At 42.9% G+C, this 2598-nt stretch carries 2 protein-coding genes; both read left to right on the top strand.

Annotation, left to right across the window (positions count from 1 at the left end):
- A partial coding sequence (locus tag J0895_RS19350) for an HsdR family type I site-specific deoxyribonuclease (RefSeq protein WP_207089640.1) occupies window positions 1-891 on the top strand: 891 nt, incomplete at its 5' end.
- Between the two features lie 708 nt (window positions 892-1599).
- Entirely contained in the window at window positions 1600-2427 is an 828-nt protein-coding gene (locus J0895_RS19345) for a TlyA family rRNA (cytidine-2'-O)-methyltransferase (RefSeq protein ID WP_207089639.1), read from the top strand.
- The last annotated feature ends 171 nt before the right edge of the window (window positions 2428-2598 follow it).

The raw sequence follows: 2598 nt of genomic DNA, 5'->3' as shown, positions 1-2598 counted from the left end.
TTTATTCTGGACTTTTACAATGTAACCAAAGATATAAAAGCCGCCTTTGATGATTACTATACCTCTACATCTTTAGACGAAGAAACAAGCCCCAATAAGCTCAACGATCTAGTAGATGCCCTAGAAAACTTTGAAGTCTATAACGAAGAAACAGTAATAGACTTTTTTGGAAAATATTCCAACAATGCCGAGAGAACAATATTAGACCCAATTATTGATTCATCTGCTGCTATTTTTAAAAATGATTTGGATTTAGACAAGCAAATAGATTTTAAACAAAAAGTTAAGTCATTTTTGAGAACTTACAGCTACTTATCTAAATTGCTTGATTTCAATAACCATTATTGGGAGCAGCTATGGTGGTTTTTAAAGTATCTTTCGCCAAAATTATTTATTGATAGCAATGATGATTTTGCTGTGGGCATTATTGAGGCGATCGATATGGATAGTTATAGACCAACCAAACAAGAAACAGAAAAAATTGTTTTAGATACAGGAATGGGGTCTGTAACACCGATTCCTGTGAGTGTTAGTGGCGGAAAACCTGAAAATGAATTTGACACTCTAGAAAATATTATCAATACTTTTAATCAACGTTTTGGTGATATAGATTGGACAAATAAAGACAAGGTAAATGAGATTTTGACTATCCAAATCCCTGATGATATCAGAGCAGATTTGCAGACTATGGATACCATCAACACTTCACCCGATAAGCAGAACGCAAAGATATCTTCTGATAGAAAAGTTGATAAACTAATGCAGCAATATATGCGAACACAAACAGAAATATTTAAGAAATACTCAACAGACGAAGACTTTAAAAGACAATATCGGGAATTTGTTTTTGATACCCTTTGGCAGAATCAGGATTCAGCAACAAATCTCTAATTCAGGCACTGGTTCCGTATCATGGGAATAAAAGTAAACAGGCGATTTAGTTTTAAGCAATAACTACCCCTGTTCACAACCCTCCAAATCTTACAAATGATTGAAGAATGAAACTCTATGTCAACTTTTTATGCGTCGGAGCAGCATCGCGTTAATCGAGACAACAACCGTAGAAATTGTCATAAATAATGCGCATACGGCTGGAGAAAGAACGATTCCCAACGGATAAGCAATACCGGACGCTAAGGGGATACCAATGACCAGAAATGAGTATTACTGGGTCTATTTAAGGCTCTATAACACTCCACTTACGAACGCTTTTGACGGTTGCTTGGGTCGTGAAAAGTAGCATTCCATAACGCGATGATGGGCACCTGATTGACTGACAAAAGAAGGAGAGTAAGGGGCTGAAGAGTTTATCAGACCTAGGAAGTAGAGCTTCAGAAACAAAGAGGGAGCCAGCCATCTAGAGGCGTTCTTCTCCGGGCTGGCACCAACCCAAGTCCTTTCATCTCAAACCCGGTGAAGCCCTTTGCTGGCATAACGTTAAGCTCCACAAGCGTCACGGGTATGGCCCGGTTCATGTCATTTTCGGACGCAATCATGTCAATGGTGAGTTTTGGGCAATCCTCAGTGATGAACCCACGAACCTCCTGACTTTCACGGTAAAATCAGATATTCCAAATCCCTCTGCACCCCTGAAATCCCGTGGCTAAACAACGACTCGACACCCTGTTAGTAGAAAAAAACCTCTGTTCCTCTAGGCAACAGGCACAGCGGTTCATTCGGGCTGGGGAAGTTAGGGTGAATGGACAACTGCTGGATAAACCCGGCACAGAAGTGGATATTAATGCCGAACTTCATATCAAAGAGCGATCGCGCTTTGTCTCCCGAGGCGGCGAAAAACTAGCCAAAGCCCTAGAAACTTTTCCGATTACCGTGAGCGATCGCCTCTGTCTCGATGGCGGCATTTCCACCGGAGGCTTTACTGACTGCTTGCTGCAAGCGGGGGCTAAACTCGTCTATGGCATTGATGTCGGCTATGGTCAAGTGGATTGGGGACTGCGCAACGACCCCCGGGTAATTTTGCGCGAACGCACCAATTTACGGTATTTGACCCCAGGGGATTTGTATGAGTCTCAAGAGAATCTCCCGGATTTGGGGGTGGTGGATGTCTCGTTTATTTCTCTGAGTAAGATATTACCGGCCTTATCGGAATTGCTGGTGTCTCCGAAAGAATTAGTATTGCTGGTCAAACCTCAGTTTGAAGTAGGGCGATCGCGGGTGGGGAAAAAAGGAGTGGTGCGGGATCCAGCAGACCATACCGATGCGATTTTTCAAGTCTTGCAAGCTGCACTAGAACTCGGTTGGGGTTATGGGGGGTTAACTTGGTCTCCCATCAGTGGTCCAGCGGGAAATATTGAGTATTTACTGTGGTTAAAAATGGCAAGCGATACCTCTGCACCGGATAAAGCGGCGATCGCACTGATGGCAAAACAGGCACAACAAGAGATTAAGAAAGAGACTCCCAGTTAGGCTGTTGCTCGTGATGAAAGCTACAGCCGAGTTACCGAGAATCGGCGTAAAGCCCCCGGATTTATCCGTGGGGATATGAGCCGACCGTGTTAAAATAGTAAAAGCGAGTAAGAATAATCATCTGCGTGATTATTGTATTCTAGTCTTCGGTGAAATTCCGGCACAGTAAGT

Origin of the sequence: Phormidium pseudopriestleyi FRX01 (assembly GCF_017313335.1) — a bacterium.
GTDB classification, from domain to species: domain Bacteria; phylum Cyanobacteriota; class Cyanobacteriia; order Cyanobacteriales; family Laspinemataceae; genus Laspinema; species Laspinema pseudopriestleyi.
The sequence above is the reverse complement of the archived record's forward strand: the minus strand, read 5'-3'. Positions and strand labels throughout refer to the sequence as shown.